We start from the raw sequence: 5,539 nt of genomic DNA, 5'->3' as shown, positions 1-5,539 counted from the left end.
TGAAAGTACAAAATATAAAAAGATTCACCTAATAAATCCAATGACTATGTGGCATGAATTCGAATTTTATTTCACGTCATTTTGACATGAAATAAAATCCCTATATTTGAGACTGATTAGTTACAATAATACATTTGTTGTATGGAAACTAAAGGAATTTTTGAAATAAGAGTATCTGGTAACAAGGGAAATGAGCCATTGAACCCAGAGAATTATGACATTAAAGAAATTAGAACAATTTTTGACAACATAGAAGATATTCTTTATCCGAGTCAGAAAGATCGTCCAACAATAAGTTATTCAATAGAGGAAGGTTCTGTGAAAAATATCTTCCTAGTTGGAACTCAAGCATTAATTGGATTAACAGCTAATTTAGAAGTAGTTCGTAATCAAGACTCGATAGATTTTTTAGAACTAAAAACTGCCCAAGCTATCGAGCGAATTCAAAATATTTCTTATAGCAAAAATTATTCTTTTGAATTAAAAACTGTTGTAGGAGAAAAAGAATTTTCATTTGAAATTAATCCTAAAACAAATTTTAAAAGGACGCTAGATTTGTGGGTTGATGCTGAGTTGTACTTTTATGGTGAAATTACTAATGCTGGCGGAAAAAATAAATCCAATATTCATCTTAATACTGAAGAATTTGGAACTGTAATTATAGAAACGCCTAAAGAGTTCTTTTTAAACGAAGATAAAAATTTAGTTTACAGAAAATATGGTTTTCGAGTTACCGCAAAACAAAATATTGATAGTGGAGAGTTTGATAAAAGTTCTTTGAAATACGTTCAAATTATACCTTTTGAACCTAAGTTTGATGAGGATTACCTTAATGCACTCATTAAACGCTCACGTAATAAATGGCAAGATATTAACGCAGATGAATGGTTAAGAGATTTACGAGGAGGTTATGATGCATAGTGTTTTACTCGATACCAGTTTTTTCGTGAGATTATTGAATGATGCTGATAAATTGCATACTAACGCTAAAGAATATTACAAATATTTTTTAGAAAATGATATTGTAATGAAAATATCAACTATTTCAATTGCTGAGTTTTGTGTAAGAGATGAAATAGAAAATTTACCATTAGATACAATTCAAATAATTCCTTTTAATTTAGAACACGCAAAAATAGCTGTATTATTTGCAAAAAATATTTTTCTTTCAAAGGGTATAACTGATATAGAAATTAGACCAAGGTCAATAATCCCAAATGATTCTAAACTTTTTGCACAAGCGCATGTAGACAAATCAATTCAGTTTTATATAACTTCAGATACTGAGTCTGGTAAAACTATTGGTTTATTAAACAAAAATATAAAAACCAATTTTACATTTGTAGATATTAAAAATCCTGTAAACGAAGTTTTTGGAACTTTGTTTTAAATATCCAAATCAAATGTCTTTTTCAATAACTCCAAATTAGGATTTATTTCATTCAATCGGTTGTATTTGTCCAAAGGGGTGAAGGCAAATTTATTTTCTACTTTTTCATTTACAACCACATCAATCATAATGTTATGATTGTGCAGTTTTCCTCTCAAATAGCCTAAAAGTTCTAGTTTTTCCGATTCGAATTCAATCTTTGTGCTGTCGTTTGGCAATTCGTGGGTTATAGTTGCGCCTTCCAATTTTGGGTCACCAATCAACATAAGGGACTCCATAATTTTATACCCTTTATTCCCCAATCGTTCTGCATATTTAGTCCAATGCAACAACATATCGGTTTCATTAAAAGCTTCTGTCGGTAGATGAACTTCCTCTTTTACAATTCCCTTGGTTGATTCAAGCAATTCTTTTTTTGCTTTAATACTCGAAAGTGACAATGCTGAAATAGTAACGCCGGTTTCGGGTTTTGGGTTTCGAGTTTCAAGTTCGTTTACAGTTTTTGGTTCTGAAATTTGGCTTTCTGACACTAAGGTGTTGCCAGAAGATTCTATATTAGTTTCGGGATTTTGTTCTCGAATTGCTGGTTCTGATTGACTCGTTACTCGTAACTCGTTACCCGTAACTTTTTCAACAATAGAATAATCCGTTCTCCTAAAATAAGTGGGTGGAATTATAAATTGCTCAACTTTTTTTTTTCTCCATCAAAGGTGATGGAGGCGAGTTGCATCAAGCAAAGTTCAACTAATAGTCGTTGGTTTTGGCTCAGTTTGTATTTCAAATCGCAGTCGTTGGCAATTTCAATTCCTTTCAATAAGAAATCTTGCGACGCTTTTTGACATTGTATGCCATATAATTTTTGGGCTTGTTCACCAACTTCTAATAATGATAGTGTCGAAGGAGTTTTCGAAACCAATAAATCTCTGAAATGCGAAGCCAATCCAGAAACAAAATGATGTGCATCAAATCCTTTGGAGAGAATATCGTTAAAAGCGACTAATAATTCTGGAATTTTGTTTTCCAAAATTAAATCGGTCACGTTGATGTACGTTTCATAGTCCAAAACGTTCAGATTTTCAGTAACAGCCTGGCGGGTCAAATTGCTACCACAATAGGAAACCACGCGGTCAAAAATAGACAAAGCATCACGCATCGCACCATCCGCTTTTTGAGCAATGATATGTAAAGCATCGTCTTCATAATTCACGCCCTGGCTAAAAGCAACTTCGGCAAGATGTTCTTTGGCATCTTTTACGGTAATTCTTTTGAAATCGAATATCTGGCAACGAGAAAGAATCGTTGGAATTATTTTGTGTTTTTCGGTCGTGGCCAATATAAAAATGGCGTGTTTTGGCGGTTCTTCTAATGTTTTCAAGAAAGCATTAAAAGCTGCCGAAGACAACATATGCACCTCGTCAATAATGTACACCTTATATTGTCCGGTTTGTGGCGGAATCCGAACTTGGTCAATCAGGCTCCTAATATCATCTACTGAATTGTTCGAAGCCGCATCCAATTCGAAAACATTGAAAGCAAAATCTTCATTCGGGTCGTCATATCCAGGTTGGTTGATTTTACGAGCAAGAATTCTAGCGCAAGTGGTTTTTCCAACGCCACGAGGACCAGTAAACAATAGGGCAGAAGCCAAGTGATTGCTCTCTATGGCGTGCAACAAAGTGCTGGTAATGGCTTTTTGTCCGACAACATCATTAAATGTTTGTGGACGATATTTACGAGCCGATACTACAAATTGTTCCATAGATTTTTATTGGTTAGCAAATATAAGATTTTAGTTGATTTGTTTATTCGCTAATTTGTTTATTTGAAGAAAATCTTTTCGTTACCGTGATAAAAATAAGTGTTGAAAATAATAGTGTATTGATTATCAAAGAAATGATTAGCGCTTTGTCATAGAATGTATTTTTCTTATTTTCAGGAATTTTATTTTGAGATGATTTGTAGGCTCTTAATTGTTCTAATTGGTAAAACCAATTGGATATTGTTTCGTTGCGAATTTTTAGGTTATCAATTTCATTACTTAATGAATCAATTTTTGTAGTTCTTCTTTCAGAAGATGTAAATAAAGGAATTGGAGGTAAAAATCCTGGAGGAATTTCTATGGTTTGAGATGGTAAACAGTAACTTATGCTAATTGTATTGTCCTTATTAAAGCCACCATAAACAATCCACAAATCTTTTTTAAATGGAAATATTTCACAATTATTATTTCTAGATTTTCCATTAATTATAGAATATTTATAATCACCTTTAAATAGTTCAATTATTCTAAAAGAATATGTACTAGAAACAGTATCTATTTTAATTAGTTCTCCATAAAAGACTATTTGTGCATTTTTAAGCCCTTTTGAAACCATTGTTTCTCTTTCGTGAGGTGGACAATCACACGAAAAAGACAGATTAAACCAAAATAGAATAAATAAAAGGATTAGATTGTGCAGTTTCATTTTTGAAAATTTTACATACAATAATACGGTTTTTAAGTGAAATTGTAATTATCAAAAATCAATTTCAATAACAATTTCAATGGCAATTTCAATGAGAATGCTGAAATCTAAAATCAAAAACCTACAATCTACAATCTAAAATCCTTACTTTTGCGCCGCAGACCGCCTTATCGCCGTTCCGATTTATCGGAAGGGAGGAAAGTCCGGACACCACAGAGAAGCATAGCGGGTAACACCCGTCGGTTCAGTCCCGATAGCTATCGGGATCGGATTAGGACAAGTGCAACAGAAAGCAGGTACAGGTAATGCTGTAGTGAAACCAGGTAAACTCTATGCGGTGAAATTTCAAGTATATCGGCATTTAAGGGTTCTCGCCCGTTGTCGAAGGGTAGAAAGATGGATCCCGATAGTAATATCGGGGCTAGATAAATGATAAGGCTCCATCCCGATAGCTATCGGGATTGGAGACAGAACCCGGCTTATAGGTCTGCTTTTTTTATTTATTTTCAAATTTATTTCTTAAAAACGATGAAATTGAATCTTGTTGAAATTCCTCGGGTAAAAACCATTTCGAAAGAGGATTTTTTTAATAATTATGTAAAAAAACAAAAACCACTAGTCATTGAGCAGCTAACAACCGATTGGCCTGCGTATCAAAAATGGAATTTAGAATACATAAAGCAAGTAGCTGGTGATAAAACGGTGCCATTATATGATGATAGACCTGTTTCCCATAAAGATGGTTTTAATGAAGCTCATGCCAAGATGAAAATGAGCGATTACATCGACTTGCTGCAAGAGAAACCAACCAATTATCGTATTTTTTTATACAATTTAATGCAGGAGGTATCGGTACTTCAAAACGATTTCAAATGGCCTAAAATTGGACTTCGATTAGTAAAACAATTGCCAATGTTATTTTTTGGAGGAGAAAATTCGAAAGTTTTTATGCATTTTGATATTGATTACTCCAACATTCTTCATTTTCATTTTCACGGAAAAAAGCAATGTATTTTATTCCCACCCTCAGAAACTCCCTACCTATATAAGGTACCCCATTCTTTAATTTCAAGGGAAGATATCGATTTTGACAATCCTGATTTCGAAAAGTGGCCTGCCTTACAAAAAGCAAAAGGTATGATTTGCAATTTGAAACACGGCGAAATGCTGTATATGCCAGAAGGATATTGGCATTATATGAAGTATCTAACGCCAGGTTTTTCGATGAGCTTAAGAGCTTTTCCAAGAAAAATCAATAATCTTGGTAAAGCCGCATTCAATGTATTTGTAATGAGACATTATGATGTTTTAATGCGAAAATGGAAAGGACAAGAATGGATTGACTACAAAAATAATCAGGCAATAATCAATACGAATAAAAGGTTGTAAATCGATTTGAGTTTCTTTCAACTCATTTTGTGTGCCTTTTTTGTATTCTATTTCTATCCTGGTGTGATGGTTTTATCTTTGGATATTTTTCTTGATAATTCGCTAGAAACAATATAGAATATATACCCGTTTAATTAGGCGTTTCAATTTCAAAAAATTGGTATTAAGTATTTAGGTATAGGCGTTTAGGCCGCCCAAAAACGAAAATAGTATTACCTTTGTCAAATGAGTACAAGGGAGAAATTTATAGGTGTGAATTCAATAACATTTAACAAGCGATTTAAGGAAGATGCAG

6 protein-coding genes and 1 other RNA gene are annotated in these 5,539 nt (G+C 33.1%); 4 read left to right on the top strand and 3 right to left on the bottom strand.

The annotated features are described in order from the left end of the window. Window positions 1-141: 141 nt before the first annotated feature. Window positions 142-921: a hypothetical protein gene (locus tag ACIQ1E_RS13635; protein ID WP_396171871.1), complete on the top strand. Its 780-nt coding sequence runs from the start codon at window positions 142-144 to the stop codon at window positions 919-921. Next, on the top strand, window positions 911-1,390 hold the full coding sequence (locus ACIQ1E_RS13630) for a hypothetical protein (RefSeq protein ID WP_396171870.1): 480 nt from the start codon (window positions 911-913) through the stop codon (window positions 1,388-1,390). Before ACIQ1E_RS13635 ends, ACIQ1E_RS13630 begins: the two co-directional genes overlap by 11 nt. Here ACIQ1E_RS13630 and ACIQ1E_RS13625 read toward each other — a convergent pair. The 3 genes from ACIQ1E_RS13625 to ACIQ1E_RS13615 all read right to left on the bottom strand — a co-directional run bounded on the left by ACIQ1E_RS13625 (window position 1,387) and on the right by ACIQ1E_RS13615 (window position 3,855). Further along, a complete protein-coding gene (locus ACIQ1E_RS13625; protein WP_396171868.1) occupies window positions 1,387-1,920 on the bottom strand; it encodes a hypothetical protein in 534 nt (177 codons plus the stop codon). The two genes, ACIQ1E_RS13630 and ACIQ1E_RS13625, sit on opposite strands and share 4 nt — an antisense overlap. 143 nt (window positions 1,921-2,063) lie before the next feature. After that, window positions 2,064-3,149 carry a DNA polymerase III subunit gamma/tau gene (gene dnaX, locus ACIQ1E_RS13620; protein WP_396171867.1) on the bottom strand — a complete coding sequence of 362 codons (1,086 nt, stop codon included), beginning with the start codon at window positions 3,147-3,149 and terminating at the stop codon, window positions 2,064-2,066. A gap of 43 nt (window positions 3,150-3,192) precedes the next feature. Next, a complete protein-coding gene (locus tag ACIQ1E_RS13615; RefSeq protein WP_396171866.1) occupies window positions 3,193-3,855 on the bottom strand; it encodes a hypothetical protein in 663 nt (220 codons plus the stop codon). Between the two features lie 154 nt (window positions 3,856-4,009). Between ACIQ1E_RS13615 and rnpB the strand changes: the two genes are divergently transcribed. Next, an RNA gene (rnpB, locus tag ACIQ1E_RS13610) (RNase P RNA component class A) lies at window positions 4,010-4,353 on the top strand. 30 nt (window positions 4,354-4,383) lie between these two features. Further along, a complete protein-coding gene (locus ACIQ1E_RS13605; RefSeq protein ID WP_396171864.1) occupies window positions 4,384-5,244 on the top strand; it encodes a cupin-like domain-containing protein in 861 nt (286 codons plus the stop codon). The last annotated feature ends 295 nt before the right edge of the window (window positions 5,245-5,539 follow it).

The organism is Flavobacterium sp. (assembly GCF_044348915.1).
GTDB lineage: Bacteria > Bacteroidota > Bacteroidia > Flavobacteriales > Flavobacteriaceae > Flavobacterium.
This window is presented reverse-complemented; position numbering and strand designations above follow the sequence as displayed.